This is a genomic window from Streptomyces sp. SID3343, from assembly GCF_009865215.1.
Classification (GTDB): Bacteria; Actinomycetota; Actinomycetes; order Streptomycetales; family Streptomycetaceae; genus Embleya.
Window position 1 is genome coordinate 1 of record NZ_WWJX01001596.1, and the last position, 15911, is coordinate 15911.

General features: G+C 70.3%; 14 protein-coding genes. 3 read left to right on the top strand and 11 right to left on the bottom strand.

Annotated elements, in window-relative coordinates; all coding sequences use genetic code 11:
- Together GT354_RS50520 and GT354_RS56215 are read left to right on the top strand one after the other, a co-directional pair.
- A partial coding sequence (locus GT354_RS50520) for a hypothetical protein (protein ID WP_161364989.1) occupies positions 1-1037 on the top strand: 1037 nt, incomplete at its 5' end.
- Positions 1038-1145: 108 nt separating this feature from the next.
- Positions 1146-2402, top strand: coding sequence for a transglycosylase family protein (locus GT354_RS56215; protein ID WP_161364990.1), 1257 nt, complete (start codon positions 1146-1148; stop codon positions 2400-2402).
- A gap of 146 nt (positions 2403-2548) precedes the next feature.
- Here GT354_RS56215 and GT354_RS50530 read toward each other — a convergent pair whose 3' ends face one another.
- On the bottom strand, positions 2549-3034 hold the full coding sequence (locus GT354_RS50530) for a nitroreductase/quinone reductase family protein (protein ID WP_161364993.1): 486 nt from the start codon (positions 3032-3034) through the stop codon (positions 2549-2551).
- A 43-nt stretch (positions 3035-3077) separates the two neighbouring features.
- The gene (locus GT354_RS50535) at positions 3078-3938 is read right to left on the bottom strand and encodes a hypothetical protein (RefSeq protein WP_161364995.1); all 861 of its coding nucleotides are present in this window, start codon (positions 3936-3938) and stop codon (positions 3078-3080) included.
- Between the two features lie 108 nt (positions 3939-4046).
- Here GT354_RS50535 and GT354_RS50540 point away from each other — a divergent pair, with 108 nt between their 5' ends.
- A complete protein-coding gene (locus tag GT354_RS50540) occupies positions 4047-4772 on the top strand; it encodes an SDR family oxidoreductase (RefSeq protein ID WP_161364997.1) in 726 nt (241 codons plus the stop codon).
- A 21-nt stretch (positions 4773-4793) separates the two neighbouring features.
- Here the strand turns inward: GT354_RS50540 and GT354_RS50545 are convergent, their stop codons facing one another.
- The 9 genes from GT354_RS50545 to hpnC form a co-directional block, all read right to left on the bottom strand.
- On the bottom strand, positions 4794-6023 hold the full coding sequence (locus GT354_RS50545; RefSeq protein ID WP_161364999.1) for an amidohydrolase family protein: 1230 nt from the start codon (positions 6021-6023) through the stop codon (positions 4794-4796).
- A 2-nt stretch (positions 6024-6025) separates the two neighbouring features.
- Positions 6026-6877, bottom strand: coding sequence for an amidohydrolase family protein (locus tag GT354_RS50550; RefSeq protein WP_237536242.1), 852 nt, complete (start codon positions 6875-6877; stop codon positions 6026-6028).
- A 106-nt stretch (positions 6878-6983) separates the two neighbouring features.
- Positions 6984-8363, bottom strand: a complete 1380-nt coding sequence (locus GT354_RS50555; protein ID WP_161365001.1) for an aspartate aminotransferase family protein — start codon at positions 8361-8363, stop codon at positions 6984-6986.
- Entirely contained in the window at positions 8344-8982 is a 639-nt protein-coding gene (locus GT354_RS50560; protein ID WP_161365003.1) for a 1-hydroxy-2-methyl-2-butenyl 4-diphosphate reductase, read from the bottom strand. Before GT354_RS50560 ends, GT354_RS50555 begins: the two co-directional genes overlap by 20 nt.
- Positions 8983-8985: 3 nt before the next feature.
- Positions 8986-10899, bottom strand: coding sequence for a squalene--hopene cyclase (shc, locus tag GT354_RS50565; protein WP_161365005.1), 1914 nt, complete (start codon positions 10897-10899; stop codon positions 8986-8988).
- Between the two features lie 17 nt (positions 10900-10916).
- Positions 10917-11945, bottom strand: coding sequence for a polyprenyl synthetase family protein (locus tag GT354_RS50570; protein ID WP_161365007.1), 1029 nt, complete (start codon positions 11943-11945; stop codon positions 10917-10919).
- Positions 11942-13315: a hydroxysqualene dehydroxylase HpnE gene (hpnE, locus tag GT354_RS50575; protein WP_161365009.1), complete on the bottom strand. Its 1374-nt coding sequence runs from the start codon at positions 13313-13315 to the stop codon at positions 11942-11944. The genes GT354_RS50570 and hpnE overlap by 4 nt, the downstream gene beginning before the upstream one ends.
- Positions 13316-13410: 95 nt before the next feature.
- On the bottom strand, positions 13411-14292 hold the full coding sequence (hpnD, locus tag GT354_RS50580; RefSeq protein WP_161365011.1) for a presqualene diphosphate synthase HpnD: 882 nt from the start codon (positions 14290-14292) through the stop codon (positions 13411-13413).
- A gap of 10 nt (positions 14293-14302) precedes the next feature.
- Positions 14303-15202: a squalene synthase HpnC gene (gene hpnC, locus GT354_RS50585; protein WP_202513198.1), complete on the bottom strand. Its 900-nt coding sequence runs from the start codon at positions 15200-15202 to the stop codon at positions 14303-14305.
- Positions 15203-15911 lie beyond the last annotated feature (709 nt).

Genomic DNA, 15911 nt, shown 5'->3' on the forward strand with positions numbered 1-15911 from the left:
CCACGTTGCCTTCGGGCACGTTGGTGAAGTCGGCGAACAACGCCTCCGTCAAGGTGATCATCGCCGGGGCCGGTCTTCCCGTCGCGGGCTCCGACGTGGGCCCCGACCACTACGACCTGAGCAAGATCGTGATCGTGGACGACGCGGCCTTCAACGCCCTGTCGACCACGCCGCCCAGCGGCACGGTCGTCCACGACCAGGCCGGCGGTGCGAACCGCTACGTCGTGGTCGACGGCGCGGCGCTGCCGATCACCGGCGCGGAATGGACCGCCGACGGCTACGACACCCGCCCCGACATGGGCGTACCCACCTCCTGGCTGCAAACCGCGACGAACAGCACGCCCTCCACCGGACTCGTCCTGATGGACCAGTCCGGCACGGACGCGAGCCGCTACGTGATGGTCGACGGCGCCGCACTGCCGATCTCGGGAGCCGAGTGGACCGCGAACGGCTATGACACCCGGCTGCTGATGGGCGTCCCCGGCACCTGGCTCAGGAGCGCGGTTTCGAGGACTCCGTCCACCGGAACCGTACTGATGAACCAGTCCGGCACGGACGCGAGCCGGTACGTGATGGTCGACGGCGCCGCACTGCCGATCTCGGGCGCCGAGTGGGACACCGACGACTACCGGCTCCGGCCGCTGATGGGCGTTCCCGGAACCTGGCTGCAGGCGGCGGTGGCCCGTCCGCTCCCGAACAAGACCGTGGTCACCGCCTACAACAACGGCGGCGGAACCGTCTACGTGATGGCCGGCGGCATGGCGGTCCCGTTGTCCTACGCCGACTTCACCGGCATGGGCTACGACAAGGCACCACTGATGGGCATCCCCGGCACGTGGCTGACAACCCTCGCCGCCAAGAGTGCGCCGAGCGTGGGCACGCTGCTGGTCTCGCCGGACAACGCCACCGTCTGGCTGACCGTCGCCGGCGGCAAGAAGGCCTTGACCGCGGCCGACTTCGGCCCCGGCAAGTACAGCTTCGACGACGTCGTCACCGTCCCCACCACCCTCACCGCGCAACTCCCCACCGTCGCCTGACCCACATCGTCGCGCAGCCACCCGCCGCACCTCGGCCGGGCGGCTGCGCTCACCGATCGACGGTTGCCGCACGCCGCCCACCGCCTGTACTCACCGAGGGACATCGCCATGCCTTTCACCGCCCGCAGAAAGTCCGTTCTCGCCGTCACCACCACCGCCCTCCTGTCCTTGGCCGCCACACTCGCGGTCGGCGGCCAAGCGTCCGCCGCATCCGTGGCGACGTGGGACAAGGTCGCCAAGTGCGAAAGCAGCGGCAACTGGGCCGCCAACACCGGGAACGGCTATTACGGCGGCCTACAGTTCTCGGCGAGCACGTGGGCTGCGTACGGCGGGCACGCCTACGCCTCCAACGCCCATCTGGCCACGAAGCAACAGCAGATCCTGATCGCCGAGAAGACCCTCGCCGGTCAGGGCCCGGGCGCCTGGGCCTGTGCCCCCGGCACCGGCTTGGACACCGACCACGCGAACCCGTACCCGACGAATCCCTCCTACCCCAATCCGGCCACGTTGCCTTCGGGCACGTTGGTGAAGTCGGCGAACAACGCCTCCGTCAAGGTGATCATCGCCGGGGCCGGTCTTCCCGTCGCGGGCTCCGACGTGGGCCCCGACCACTACGACCTGAGCAAGATCGTGATCGTTGACGACGCGGCCTTCAACGCCCTGTCGACCACGCCGCCCAGCGGCACGGTCGTCCACGACCAGGCCGGCGGTGCGAACCGCTACGTCGTGGTCGACGGCGCGGCGCTGCCGATCACCGGCGCGGAATGGACCGCCGACGGCTACGACACCCGCCCCGACATGGGCGTACCCACCTCCTGGCTGCAAACCGCGACGAACAGCACGCCCTCCACCGGACTCGTCCTGATGGACCAGTCCGGCACGGACGCGAGCCGGTACGTGATCGTGAACGGCACGGCGCTGCCGATCTCGGGCACCGAGTGGACCGCGAACGGCTACAACACCCGGATCCTGATGGGCGTTCCGGGGACCTGGCTGCAGGCGGCGGTGGCCCGTCCGCTCTCGAACAAGACCGTGGTCACCAACGCCTCGGGGGCCGACTCGACGGTGTACGTCCTGGCCGGCGGCATGGCGATCCGGCTGTCCTACGCCGACTTCACCGGCATGGGCTACGACAAGGCACCCCTGATGGGCGTCCCGGGCACGTGGTTGGGCACGGCAGCCGCCAAGAGTGCGCCGAGCGTGGGCACACTGCTCGTCTCACCCGACAACGCCACCGTCTGGCTCACCGTCACCGGCGGCAAGAAAGCCTTGACCGCCGCCGACTTCGGCCCCGGCAAGTACAGCTTCGACGACGTCGTCGCCGTACCCACCACCCTCACCGCGCAACTCCCCACCATCGCCTGACCCCACCCCCACCCGAGCCGCCCGCCACAACCCGACCGGGCGGCTCGACACGGGGTGACGGGACGGGGTGACGGCCCCGTTCGCGAACGTGACAAAGCCTCCCGGGACAGCCGGGAGGCTTTGCGCACGGGGGTGTTGACGGTGTGTCAGGCGCGGCGGGCAATCAGGCTCGTCTCCGGGAGGCGGACCAGGGGGATCCGGCGTTCGGTGCGGGTCTGGTAGTTGTTGTAGTAGTCGCGGTCCGCGGTCAGCGCGGCCCACGTCTTGGTGTAGTCGTCGCCTTCGAGGATCTCGGCGGTGCTCCAGAACGTGGCGCCTTGGACGCGAACGAGCAGTTGCGGGTTGGCCGTGCGGTCGGCGAGGTTGACGAACCACGACGGATTGCGCTCGGCGCCGGCGAAGGACGCGACCACGACGCGGTGGCCGTTCTCGTCCGCCCAGAACGGCAGCGCGACCTTGTGCATCTTGCCGCTCTTGCGGCCGACCGTGTGCACCAGGACGTGGTTCATGCCCGCGAGGAGCCAGACGTCGTCACCGTCCGTCTGCTCCATCTGCGAGACGTGCTCCTTGGTGAAGAGGACGATCTCCTCGGGCGAGGGCTCGATGAACTCGTCGTTCTTCTGTTCCGACATGATCCGTCTCCAAGAGGCACGTGCGGGGTTGGGTTGCGCGACTCTAGCCGCGACCCCGCGAACCATCAATGGTCATCGGGTCCCGGAAACCATCGGGTTGTGGGAATGCCGCGACGGCGCGATCCAGGGCCGGCCGCAGGCCGTAGGTCCAGGCGACCTCGGGGGTGGCCCGGCGCCCGGTGTGCGACGTGTCGAGGGGGCCCGAGGAGCGGCGGGCGTCCGCTGCCTCCAGGGTCTCGATCTCGCGGTTGAGCAGGTTGTAGCGGCGGAACGTGGCCCGGGCGTCGGAGATCACCACCTGGAGCAGACGCAGCACCGGTAGCGCGAACACGGCGCCGGCCAGGATGCCGCCGAGCCCTTGGGCACGCTCGTCGGCGTCGACCGCGTTCAGACGGGTGTCGACGCCGTACGCGAACAGCAGACCGTCGACGGCGAACACGATGCCCAGAACCCAGGCGGCGCCGACCCGAGCGCTCGCCAATGCGGTGCTCTTGTAGGTCCCCACGTGCGCGCGGGCCAGCCACAGCCGGCGCAGGATCTCGTCGGGCGGTACGGGGACTTCGGGCATCGTCGGGTCGGCCCACACCTTGGGCCGCGGCGCGGCGGGCGCGGGGTCGGGCAGGGATGCCCAGGCCGCCGCGTCGAGCCAGGTCTGTCCGGGGCTGGGCGGGAACGGCAGCGTCGAGGGCACCGGTTGGGTTGCGGCGCGCCGCCGAGCCCGGTTGCCGATCACGTAGCCGCCCACCGCCGCCGCCAGGGCCACCGCGCCGACCGCTCCCAGCACGAGCGCCGCGGCGGTCCGCTCCGACGGCAAGCTGTCCTGCCACATCGCGGGGGCCACCAGCGCGCACACCGCGGCCACCACGAGCGCGAGGGTCTTCAGCAGGTGCTCGACGAAACGCATCCGGCCACTCTTGCACAGCCGGGTAACCGGTCAGGAGCCCTTGGTCACATTATCCGGGGGCGCGGGCGGCGTCCTCGTAGGATTCCGGCACCTGGGAGGGGATTCGGCATGCGAACCGAGCGTTGCGTCGTGGTCAGTGGCGGTGGCAGCGGTATCGGCTTGGCCGTTGCCCGCCGGTTCGCGAAGTCGGGCGACCGGGTGATCGTGCTCGGTCGGCGCCTCGACCGGATCACCGCAGCGGCCGAGGAGTTCGGCGGTACGGCGCTCGCCGTCGACCTGACCGATCCGCAGGCCGTGGAGGACGCCTGTGCACGGCTGCCCGAGCACATCGACGTCCTGGTCAACAACGCCGGCGAGCGTGTTCCGCCGGCCGCCGGCCCCGACCTGGTTGACGTCGCGGCGCACTGGCGCGCCCAGTTCGACCACGTGGTGCTGCCCGCCGTGCTGTTGACCGAGGCCCTGCTCCCGCGCATCGCCCGCCCGGGCGGTCGGATCGTGTCGATCGGCTCGACCGCCGGGCTGCGCGGCAACAACGCCTACGGCGCGGCCAAGGCCGCCGTGCACGCGTGGAACCACACCCTCGCGACCCGGGTGGGCCCCGACGGCATCACCGCCAACGTGGTGATCCCCGGCTTCGTCGCGGACACCGGCTTCCGCTTCGACATGACGATCGACGAGGCCGAGCACGCCCGCCGGGCCGAGGCCACCCTGGTCAAGCGGGTGGGTCGGCCCGAGGACATCGCGGCGGCGGTGGTGTTCGTGGCCTCGCCGGAAGCCGGCTACATGTCCGGCGAGTTCGTCAACGTCAGCGGCGGGCACGTGCTCGGTCGCTGACCCACGCCCGGCCCGCGCGCGTCAATCCCGGGTGAACGCCGGGCTGTTGCTGTCCCCTGGCACCTCCCCCAGCGGCGTCGCGACCTCGGCGTGGGTGGGTCCGACCTTCGCCGCGAGCGCGTCCAGTGCGGTGAGGTCGAACCCGTACAGCTGTGCCGCGTTGCCCGCCAGGACGGCGCGCAGCTCGTCCGCCGGCGCGTCGTGGAAGGAGCGCCGCAGGGCCTCGCGCGTGTACGGATACGTGCCCTCGTCGTGCGGGTAGTCCGCGCCCCACATGTAGCGGTCCAGGCCCAGTTCGTGCCGGGCGTGCGCCTCGGTGGGCGAGGGGAAGCTCGCGCCCACCCAGCAGTTGCGGGCGAAGTAGGCGCTCGGCGGCTGGGCGAGCCGGTCGGCCTCGGTGTACTTGAGTTCGCCGATCCGCCCCGACGCCATCTGTGCGTGGTAGCCGTCCAACTGCCGCAGTACCGGCGGGATCCACGCCGCGCCCTGCTCGGTGATCGCGAACTTCAGCCGCGGGAACCGCTCGAACGCGCCCGACAACAGCATGTGGGTCAGCGGGCGGCGCGAGAACAAGGTGGCCTCGGCGATCCACAGGAACGTCGACGCGGGATGGTCGCCGTAGTCGGGCGAGCCCGACCCGCCGTGGTTGACCACCGCCAACTCCAGGTCCTGGCACACCTGCCACAACCGGTCCCACTGCGGCGCGTACAACGGGAGGATGTCGGCGACGTCCGGCGGCGTGGTCGGGATCAGGATCCCGGCGAGCCCGTTCTCCTTCGCCCACACCGCCTCCGCGACCGCGTCGTCGATGTCGTTGAGGAACACCTGGGCGAGCCCGGCCCGCCGCACCGCGTGCCGGCCGCCGCACCACGCGGCGAGCCACCGGTTGTGCGCGCGGATCCCGGCCAGCCGGCGGGCGTACGAGTGGGCCGACGGCGGCCGGGCGAGGAGTTGCCCGGTCGGGAAGAACGGCGGGACGGTGTTGGGGAAGACCACCTCGGCCACGATCCCGTCCGCCTCCAGTTCGGCGATCCGGCGATCGTCGTCCCAGTTGCGGGTGCGCCGGTCACCCTGGAGGTCGCGGAACGGGTTGCGATATTTCTCCCGCCAGGCGTCGAACTCCTCGCGCCACGCGGGGTCCAGGAACTCGCGATACATGTCCATTCCGGCGCCGGCGTGGCCGTCGGCGGAGATCACCGTGTAGCGGGGAGCCGCACCGCGCGCGGCGTCGGGTCCGAGCGTGTCCGCCATCGTCACTCACCACCCAGCTTGAAGACCTTCATGGCGTTCTCCCGCAGGAACTTCGCCCGCACGTCGGGCTTGAACGGCACGTCCGGCAACTCGCGGAAGATCCGCTCCAGGGACAGGCCCATCGGGTAGTAGCCCGCGTACATCACCTTGTCGGCACCGCGCGTGTTCGCGTAGTCCACGATCGCCTTGGGGTAGTACTTCGGCGCGAACGCCGACGTCATGTAATAGAGCCCCGGCCACTTCAACATGAGCTTGACCGCGAGTTCCTCCCACGGCTCCGCGCCGTGTCGCATCACGATCCGCAACTCCGGGAAGTCGTAACAGACTTGGTCGAAGTGCATGACGTCCTGACACGCGGACGGCACGCGCGGGCCGGCGATGCCGGCGTTGGACACGATCGGGATGTCCAGGTCGACGCACGTCTGGTAGATCGGGTAGTAGCGCCGATCGCTCACCGGGACCTGCGGGTTGCAGCCGGCCGGAAACGTGGTGACCGCGACGATGGCGTGCTCGTCGTGTGCCCGCCGGATCCGGCGCACCGCCGTGGTGATCTCGTTGGGGTCGACTTCGAGGGTGGGCCGAAAGCGCCCCGGGTGCGCGGCGATCGCCCGCAGCGCCGTCTCGCTCAGACCGACCAGGCCGATCGCGACGCCGCACGCGTCCATCTGCCCGAGCGTGACCTCGATGGGGTCGACGCCCTCGTCGAGGTGGTTCGGCACGCCCTTGAACATGTACTCGGCGGGGAACTGCATCTCGCCGCTCTCCGCGTCGCGCAACTGCGGCTTGAGGAAGTCGTAATGACTCTTCGCCTGAGCACTGGGGAAGCCGATCATCAGATCCACGGCGCCGGGCATGGCAGACCCCCTCCTGAAGGTTGATTGACTCCATCAACTTAACAGCAGCAGGGGGTCGAAGCCAGAGCCGAGGAAGCCCCGGCCGTGCCGGCCGGCGGAGAAAGGGTCAGCGGTTGGTCATCGCCTGCTTGATCAGCGTGCGCCCGAAGTCCCACATGAGCCCGGTGCCCTTGTGCGCGTCGTCCATCACGTCCACGAAGCCCGCGACGAAGTCGTCCACGTCCTGCTGCCCGATCACATACGGCGGGAGCAGCTTGATGACGTCCATGTGGTCGCCCGCGACCTGGGTCAACACCCGGTGCCGTTGGAACATCGGGACCACGACCATCTGCGCGAACAACCCGTGCCGGGCCGCCTGCAGCGCGGTCCACCCGGCCCGCAGCTTGAGCGAACGCGGCTTGCCGAACTCCAGGCCCACCATCAGCCCGCGCCCGCGTACCTCGGAGAACAGCTCGTACTTGTCCACCAACGGGGCCAACCCGGCTACGAACGCGTCGCCCATCCGCGCACAGTTGCCGATCAGGTCCTCGTCGTCCAGGACCGCGAGCGTCGCCAGTCCCGCCGCCATCGCCTGGTTGTTGCCGCCGAACGTGCTGTCGTGCACGAGCACGCGGTCCATCGTCGAGTAGACCTTCTTGAACACCCAGTCGCGGGTGAGCGTCGCGCCGATGGGCACATACCCGCCCGACAGCGCCTTCGCGACGGTGACGATGTCCGGCTCGACGCCGTCCTCCCACTCGTACGCGAAGAACTTGCCGGTGCGGCCCATCCCGGTCTGCACCTCGTCGGCGATCAGCAGCGCGCCGTGCTCGCGCAGCAGTTTCTGCGCCGCGGCCAGCCACCCCGGCGGCGGCGCGTGCACGCCCTTGCCCAGGATCGGCTCGATGATCAGCGCCGCGACGTCGCCGCGCCGCAACTCCCGGGCCAGCGCGTCCAGATCGCCGAGCTTGATGCCCACGTCGGGCAGCAGCGGCTCGAAGCCCTTGCGGAACTCGGCCGCGCCGTTGACCGACAGCGAACCCGTGGTCAGGCCGTGGAAGGCGTGGTCGATGTAGACGATCCTGCGCCGGCCGGTCGCGAAGCGCGCGAACTTCAACGCGGCCTCGACCGCCTCGGTCCCGCTGTTGCAGAAGTACACCCGATCCAGACCGGGCGCGCGCGCGAGCAACCGGTCGGCGAGCGCCGCGGCCAGCGGTGGGGTGTGGAAGTGCACGATGTCCGGCAGGTCCAGGGCGATCACGTCCTGCATCGCCTTGCGCACCACCGGGTGGTGGCGCCCCACGCCGTAGGTGCCGAACCCGGACAGGAAGTCGAGGTATCGCTCGCCCTTGTCGTCGTACAGGTACGGGCCCTCGGCGCGGACGTAGTCGCGGTCCATGCCGATCGTGCGCAACACGCGCGGGAGTTGCGGATTGAGGTGCTTCGCGTGCAGCTCGAAGCCGCGGTCCGCGTACGCCTCGTACGTCTCACCCAGGTCGAACGTCATCGCCCGCCGTACCTCCTGACTTGGTTCGCTCGTCGGTGGCCCAGTCGAGCAGGGCCGGCGCCGCGTGGCGCAACGTCTTGAACGCCCGGAATCCGTCCACCAGGAGGCGCGGGCGCAGCAGTTCGCGCTCCGGTGTGTCGGTGATCACGCGCAGGACCGCGGCCGGACGAGAGCCGGCCGCCGCGAGCAGGTGGACCGACTCCATGTCGGCCGCGAACACCCCTCGCTCGCGCAGCGCCTGCCGGGCCCGACCCTTGACCACCTTGTCGACGGTCTCGATCGGTCCGAGGTGCAGTTTCAGTTGCGGTCGCACCCGGTGCAACCACTCCAGCAGCACCGCGGATTCGGGCAGGTCGATCACCGTGCCGTCGGGGCCGCGCACCTCGGAGGCCACGACCACGTCACCGACCTCGACGCCGGGACCGACCCCGGCGCCGAAGCCCGCGACCGCGAGCGTGGCGAACTCCTCGGCCGGGAGCGCGGACAAGGCCCGCGCGCGAGCGCGGGCCTTGTCCGGTCCCATCCCCGAGCGCACCACGCGCACGTTCCACGCGCCCAGCAGGCCCGCTTCGACCGCGCGCATCTCTATCCGCAGCGGGGTGACGACCATCAGGGGCATGGATCAGCCCGTCGTTTCGGCATAGCGGCCGAGCGCCATCACGGGGAAGACGAGCCGATACATGTGGTACTTGATGTAGAAGTCGCCGGGGAACCCGGTACCGGTGAACTGCGGCTCGTCCCACCCGCCCGACGCGTTTTGACGGTCGGTCAGCCAGGTGATCCCGCGCTGCGCGATCTCGCCGAACTCGCCGGCCGCGTGCAGCGCGAGCAGGGCCCACGCGGTCTGCGACGCGGTCGACTCGCCGCGCCCGGACCAGCCCTCGGGGTCGGCGTAGCTGCGCAGGTCCTCGCCCCAGCCGCCGTCGGGGTTCTGCTTGGTCTCCAACCACCGCACCGCGCGCCGGATCGCGCTGTGCCGCGGGTCGACGCCGGCGGTCACCAGCGCGGGCACCACCGCGCCGGTGCCGTAGACGTAGTTCGCGCCCCAGCGGCCGAACCACGAGCCGTCGCTCTCCTGATGCTCCATCAGCCACTTGACGCCGTCCACGACGTAGGAGCTGTAGCGCGGTCCGCCGTCCGCGAGCATCTCCACGATGTGCGCGGTGACATCGGCCGACGGCGGGTCGGTGACCGCGCCGAAATCGGAGAACGGCAGCTTGAGCGGCAAAACGCTGACGTTGTCGGCGTCGAACGCGCCCCAGCCGCCGTCCTTGCTGCGCATCCCGGCCGTCCACCGCTCGGCGCGATCGAGCACGGCGGCCTTGCGCGCGCCGTCGGGGTGGTCGGTGTAGCGCAGGGCCATCACGATCTCGGCCGTGTCGTCGGTGTCGGGGTACCAGTCGTTGGCGAACTCGAAGGCCCACCCACCCGGTTCGAGGTCGGGCCGGCGCACGGCCCAGTCGCCGATCTCGCGGATCTCCTCGTCCATCAGCCATTCCGCGGCCTTGACCACGCGCGGGTCGGCGGCCGGAACGCCCGCGTCGCGCAGCGCGACCAGGGTCAGCCCGGTGTCCCACACCGGCGACTGGCACGCCTCGAAGCGCCGCCGCAGTTCGCCGTCCTCGTCGGTGTCCACGATGGTGAAACCGTCGAGACCCTTGATGCCCTGGGCCATCACGGGGTGGTTGAGCGGATAGCCCATCAGGCGCAGCGCGATCAGCGAGTAGACCCACGGCGGCTGGATGCCGCCCCAACCGCCGTCCGCCTCCTGGCGCTCGATGATCCACTGCGCGGCCTTGCGCATCGCGGTCTTGCGCAGCGGTCGGACCGGGTGCTTCTGGTACTGGTGTAGCACCGCGTCGAGCGCGCGGAACACCTTCGACCACGGGTCGTCCGCGTCCTTGCGTCCGGGGACGTCCCGGGTCGGCCGCAGCTCGGCGAGCGGGAACGGCGCGGGGCGCACCGGGCGCAGCGAACTGACGATGGTGAGCGGGACGATGGTCTGCCGCGCCCAGCAGGCGAAGTCGTAGACGTTGAGCGGGAACCACTTGGGCAGGAAGACGATCTCCGGCGGCAGCACCGGCAGGTCGTCCCACGAGTACCACCCGAAGAACGCGAGCCAAAAGCGGGTGAACACGCGGGCGTTCGCGATCCCGCCGCCTTCGCGGATGAACTCGGCGGCGGCCGTCATGTGCTTCGCACCCGGGTCGTGGCCCGCGAGCTTGAGCGCGACGTACGCCTCGATCGTCACCGAAAGGTCGGCGGGGCCGTCCTTGAACGTCGCCCACGTGCCGTCCTCGCGCTGATTGGCGCGGATCCACCGGGCACTCGCCTGGGTCTGTTCCTCGGTGCGAATGCCGAGGAACTCCCGGAAGAGCAGGTCCTCGGCGTCCATGGTCACATTGGTTTCGAGCTCGCCCTTCCACCAGCCGGCATCGTCCTGAAGCTCCATCAGATGCGCGACGGCCTTGGCGAGAGCGTCCCTGACCTTGTCGTCGTCGACGTCTTCGACGCCCGACTGGACGGTCACTGTCATGTGTTCACAACTTCCCGTCAGAGCTTGCGTGTTGTGGTGAAGGCCGCGAGGGACGTGAGATCCGTGTAGGGACCTTGGGGGACGTCCAGGGAGTCCAGGCACGCCATCGCCTGTTCCAGGTGGCGACCGGCCTCGGCCTCGGCGCGGGCACGACCGCCCGCCTCCTCGACGAGGCGGGCGGCCAAGGCGAGACCCTCCTCGTTGCGTGGCCCGTCCTCGGTGTAGATGCGTGCCAGTTCGCGGCCGGCCGCCGAGTCCTCGGTGAGGGCCGCGACCACGGGCACGGACTTCTTGCGGCGGCGCAGGTCGTTCCACGCGGGTTTGCCGGTGACTTCGGGGCTGCCCCAGATCCCCAACAGGTCGTCGACCGCCTGGAAGGCGACGCCCAGATGGTGGCCGAACCCGTACAGCGCCTGCACCGTGCGTTCGTCGGCCCCCGCGAGCGCGGCGCCGATCGAGGACGCGCACGCGAGCAGCGCCCCGGTCTTGTTGCCGGCCATGGTCAGACACTCCTCGACGCTGACGTCGAGTCGGGTCTCGAAGGACAGGTCCTGTGACTGGCCGTCGATGAGCCGCGCGGTGGCCTCGGTGAGCAGGCGCGCGGCCCGGTCGCCGTCGGCGTCGTCGGCGTCCATCAGGACCTGTTCGGCGAGCACGAGCAGGCCGTCGCCGGCGAGTACGGCCAGGCCCGGGCCGAACACCTTCCACGCGGTGGGTCGGTGCCTGCGCTCCTCGTCGCCGTCCATGAGGTCGTCGTGGATCAGCGAGAAGTTGTGCACGAGTTCGACCGCGACCGCGCCCGGCACGCCGACCCCGACCGAGGCGCCGACCGCCTCCGCGGACAGCAGCGCGAGCGCGGGGCGCAGCGCCTTGCCGCCGTTGCCGGGCAGTTCGCGGCCGGCCTCGTCGGCCCAACCCATGTGGTAGGCGGCCACGCGGGCCAGCGGCGGTTCGAGTCTCGCGGTGGCGACGCGCAGCGCGGGGCGGCTGGCCTCGCGAGCACGATCGAGCACGGCGGGGGCGATCGATGCGTCGGCGAGCGTCATAGCGGCGTCGTCCTCTCCGGGATGGCACGGGTGCGGCCGAGATGCGGGAGGGCCTCGTGGGCGGCGGAAAGGCCGCTGCGGACGGCGCCCTCCATCGTCGCGGGCCATCCGGTGGCGGTCCACGCCCCGGCCAGGGCGAGACCGGGAACCGCGGTACGCGGGCCGGGGCGCAGCCGCCCCGATCCGGGTGCGGGGCGAAAGGTCGCCGCCCGTTCCTTGGTGACGACGAACCGTTCGATCCGCGCGGCCCGGGCGGCGGGCAGCACACGCGCCAGCTCGGGGACGAACCTATCCCGCAGACGAGCACTCGTCAGGTCGATTTCGGTAGTGGCCGCGGACAGCGATACGGCTACGTAGCGCCCCGGCTCCAGGCCGTGTCCGGCGCTGCGGTCGAACATCCACTGCACCGGGCCGCCGATCCCGCACGCCAGCGGGGTGTCCAGGACCGGGCGGTCGTAGACCACGTGCAGGTTCACGATGGGCGACGTGCCCAGGCCGGCCAACAGTGTGGGGTCGGAGCGTACGCCGTCCAGGAGCAGCGACCGCGGCGGCAGCAGTCGGGCCGCGTCGTGATGCGGTACCGCGAGCACCACCGCGTCGGCGGCCAGGCGCTCGCCGTCGACGTCGATCGCGAAGCCGTCCGGGCCGGGGTCGATCGCCTGCACGCGGGCGCGCACGCGCACCCGTACGCCCGCGCGATCCAGGGCCCGGCCGGCGGCGTCGCCGTGCAGCTCCTGGAGGGGGACCAGGCTCCAGCCGATGTCGGCGCCGTCGTTGCGGTCCAGGACGCCGGTGCGAAAGACCTTGACGGCCATCGCGAGCGAGGCCTCGGTGGCGGGCAGGTTGAGCGTCGCGATGCCGATCAGGTCCCACATCGCCTCGCGTTCGCGGGCGGTGACCTTGAACCGGTCCAGCCACGCGGCGAAGGTGATCTCGTCCAGGGCCGGATCGGTGGGGTCGAGTCGGCGCAGCGCGAGCGCGGCCAGCCCCACCCGGGCCCGGCCGGCCATGGTCAGCAGCGGGTAGCGCGCGAGCGTCGAGGACAGGTGGAACGGTGCGGGCAGGGCGGAGCGCCTGAGCTCGGCCCTGGTCCCCCACGGCGTGCGCACCGGCACCTGCAGCCGCGGCTGGAGGTAGACCTTGTCGGCGCTGCCGATCCGGTCGAGGAAGGCGAGGTACTCGGTGCAGCAGCGCAGGAAGACGTGCTGCCCGTTGTCGAGCCACATGCCGTCGCGGTTGAGCGAGAACGTCGCGCCGCCCAGTCGTGGTCTGCCTTCGAGCAGGGTGACCTCGACGCCGGCCTCGGCGGCGGTCAGTGCGGCGGTGATGCCCGCGAGGCCACCCCCGATCACCACCATGCGTGCCCTCATGCCTTGCTCCGTACCCACGTGATCAATCCCCGTACCGGCCCCGAGTCCGGAGTCGGTGTCGCGCCTTGTGCCGTCGGTGGGTCATCGTCCACGACTCACCGGCGACGGGCCAACAGCGAGTGCGCGCCGACCGGCAGACCGGCCAGGGCGCGGCCGGCGATCTCGGCCTTCTCCCAGCCCGGCAGGGACAGCCGACCCATCAGTACCTGACCGGGTTCCTCGACGATTCTGGTCAGCAGCCGGCGGTAGATCCCGGCCATCGCACCCGTACTCGCGGCGCTGCGCCGATCGAGCAACGGGAGCAGGGTGAGCCCACGCTCGAAGAGCCGCTCGGCGCGTTCGCCCTCGAAGCGCACGAGGTCGTCGAAGGCCGTGCTCGGGGTGAACCGGCCCCCCTTGTGCCAGGCGTCCTCCAAGCCGAACTTGGCGAGGTCCTCGCGCGGCAGGTAGACCCGGCCGTTGTCCTTGTCCTCCTTGATGTCGCGGAGGATGTTGGTGATCTGGAGCGCGATGCCGAGCGTGTCCGCGAGGTCGGGCGCGTGCAGCGAGTCGCGCGAGCCGAAGATGCCCAGCGAGAGTCGGCCGACGGTGCCCGCGACGCAGCGGCAGTACACCCGCAGCTCGTCGAAGGTCTCGTATTCGGTCTCTCGAACGTCCATCTCGACGCCGTCGATCAGTTCGTCGAGTGCGGGCAACGGGATCGGAAAACGGTTCGCGGCATCGCTCAGCGCCGCGGCGACCGGGTCCCGATAGGACGAGAGGTCGGTGAGCTGCTTGCGCATGCGAGCCAGCTCGGCCACCTTGCGGTCCGCCGGCAGGTCGCCGTCGCCGATGTCGTCGATCTCTCGCGCGAAGGCGTACACGGCGCTGAGCGCGAGGCGTTTGGGCTCGGGCAGCAACCGGATGCCGTAGTAGAAGTTGCGCGCCTGATTGCGAGTCAGGCGCTCGCAATAGGCGTACGAAGCGTCGACGTCCATGGTTCCCCTTTTACCTCTTTCGTACCAGTACGCCGGACAGCTCACGCAACAGGGATGCCTTACCGGGCTTGGCCCGGTGGGCGAGGACGTCGAAGCCGACGTCCTTGATCGCGGTCACGGCCGCTCGTCCACCGGCCACGAACCCGGCGATCGCGAGGCGTTCACGGCCTCGCAGTGTCCCCGCGAGCGGTGCGCCCGAGCGCAGCAGCAGCGTCGCGCGGTGTGCCTCACAGGCGATCAGCCGGCGCACGGCGGGTGTCGCGTGCGCGGCGGCGAGGTCGGCCTCGTCGACGCCGAATCGCTCCAGGTCCTCTTGCGGCAGGTAGATCCTGTCCCGTTCGAGGTCCTCGGCGACGTCTTGGAGGTGCTCCACGATCTGCAGCGCGGTGCAGATCTCGTCGGAGCGCGCGATCCGCTCGTCGCTCACCCGGCCGAACACGTGCAGCACGAGTCGCCCGACGGGGTTGGCCGACAGTTCGCAGTAGGCGACCAGGTCCGCGTACGTCTTGTAGCGGCGGACCACCTGGTCCTGGCGGTTCGCCTCGATCAGGCCCAGCAGCGGCTCGATCGGCAGGTCGAGTTCGCGCACGCTCGGCTGGAGTCGCCGCAGCACCTCCAGCTCGGGGGTGCCGTCGTACACCCGACGCACGTCGCGCTCGAAGGCGTCGAGCTGGGCGACCCGGTCGCCGGTCGCCTCGTCGCCGATGTCGTCCACGAGGCGGGCGAATCCGTAGATCGCCAGCAGATGCCGCCGGTGATCGGGGCGCAGGATCCCCATCGCGACGGGGAAATTCTCGCGGCCGGCCTGGCCCATGACCACGTCCGGGTCGATGACCGCGGCGTCGATGCCCGACGAGTCGTCGTCGCTCGTGCCGGGTACGCGCTCGGGACTGCGGGAATCACTCCCCATATCTCTCCCTGGACCCCCGAAAACAGTCCCAACATTACAGTTGGCCAGGAATTCGTGCCGTCCCGGTCGGTCTGACGGTTCAGCTTGCCCGATCGAAGTCGGATCGATCAAGCACCGAGATCACGCGTGTCATACCTCACGCGGACTTTTCCTTCGCGAAACACTTTTGTTATCAGCGCGAACCTCTCGCACGTCTTCGCCGATCCCCGTACCACTCAGGACGTCCCGCGTGCCCCGGCGGTTTCCGGGCACCTTGGGAGGTTTCGCAACCCGGTCCCCTCCTTGCGGAGTAGTGCGGAGTTCCGCCTTCCGCATGAGGAGTACCGCGATTATCCATGCGCAATGGACCAACAGAGTCCTTTAATGGGCTCGCCGGCTAAAAGTTGATCAACTTTCCGGATTTGCGGAATACCCCGGGACGTTAGTCGACACCGCGACACGCCGCCGTTCACCAAATCGATACCCGAATGCGCGGGCTGCCTGCGGCCACCCGGTCGATCATCCGCGACTTTCGCCCCCACCCACCCACGCCACGCCCACCCACCCTCCTTCAGCCCGACGGGCGCTTGAGGCCGAACCAGCCCGGCCGGCGTTTGAGGCCACCATTCAGCCCGGCCGGCGTTTGAGGCCGCCCCTCAGCCCGACGGGCGCTTGAGGCCGAACCAGCCCGGCCGGCGTTAGAGGCCACCATTCAGCCCGGCCGGCGCTT

Bases quoted from the DNA above. Each gene is read 5' to 3' on its own strand.
- GT354_RS56215 (WP_161364990.1), top strand. From the start codon at position 1,146: ATGCCTTTCACCGCCCGCAGAAAGTCCGTTCTCGCCGTCACCACCACC.
- GT354_RS50530 (WP_161364993.1), bottom strand. From the start codon at position 3,034: ATGTCGGAACAGAAGAACGACGAGTTCATCGAGCCCTCGCCCGAGGAG.
- GT354_RS50535 (WP_161364995.1), bottom strand. From the start codon at position 3,938: ATGCGTTTCGTCGAGCACCTGCTGAAGACCCTCGCGCTCGTGGTGGCC.
- GT354_RS50540 (WP_161364997.1), top strand. From the start codon at position 4,047: ATGCGAACCGAGCGTTGCGTCGTGGTCAGTGGCGGTGGCAGCGGTATC.
- GT354_RS50545 (WP_161364999.1), bottom strand. From the start codon at position 6,023: ATGGCGGACACGCTCGGACCCGACGCCGCGCGCGGTGCGGCTCCCCGC.
- GT354_RS50550 (WP_237536242.1), bottom strand. From the start codon at position 6,877: ATGCCCGGCGCCGTGGATCTGATGATCGGCTTCCCCAGTGCTCAGGCG.
- GT354_RS50555 (WP_161365001.1), bottom strand. From the start codon at position 8,363: ATGACGTTCGACCTGGGTGAGACGTACGAGGCGTACGCGGACCGCGGC.
- GT354_RS50560 (WP_161365003.1), bottom strand. From the start codon at position 8,982: ATGCCCCTGATGGTCGTCACCCCGCTGCGGATAGAGATGCGCGCGGTC.
- shc (WP_161365005.1), bottom strand. From the start codon at position 10,899: ATGACAGTGACCGTCCAGTCGGGCGTCGAAGACGTCGACGACGACAAG.
- GT354_RS50570 (WP_161365007.1), bottom strand. From the start codon at position 11,945: ATGACGCTCGCCGACGCATCGATCGCCCCCGCCGTGCTCGATCGTGCT.
- hpnE (WP_161365009.1), bottom strand. From the start codon at position 13,315: ATGAGGGCACGCATGGTGGTGATCGGGGGTGGCCTCGCGGGCATCACC.
- hpnD (WP_161365011.1), bottom strand. From the start codon at position 14,292: ATGGACGTCGACGCTTCGTACGCCTATTGCGAGCGCCTGACTCGCAAT.
- hpnC (WP_202513198.1), bottom strand. From the start codon at position 15,202: ATGGGGAGTGATTCCCGCAGTCCCGAGCGCGTACCCGGCACGAGCGAC.